We start from the raw sequence: 244 nt of genomic DNA on the forward strand, positions 1-244 counted from the left end.
TGATCGGTCTGCTCGTGGTCTGCTTTCGGTCTAACCTTGGTTTCTTTTTCTTGATAAACACTGTAATTACAAATGGTTATGGTGGTTTTCTTGCGGTCTGATTTTTTGATAATCATCTCGTCGTTTTCGAGAAGTTTCAGAAAGTTTCTAGTCTTGGCTTTCCCCCACTTCCACCGGTCCATTAGTTTCAATTCTGAGGTGATTAAACTCCCTTCAGGAACATGAATTATTTCCAGTCCGAGCT

General features: G+C 41.0%; 1 protein-coding gene. It reads right to left on the reverse strand.

From position 1 onward, the window contains the following. Positions 1-244 (reverse strand): hypothetical protein (locus SB771_RS36385; RefSeq protein ID WP_410722210.1); only part of this gene is annotated, 244 nt, incomplete at both ends.

Origin of the sequence: Burkholderia sp. SIMBA_051 (assembly GCF_046534915.1) — a bacterium.
GTDB lineage: Bacteria > Pseudomonadota > Gammaproteobacteria > Burkholderiales > Burkholderiaceae > Burkholderia > Burkholderia ambifaria.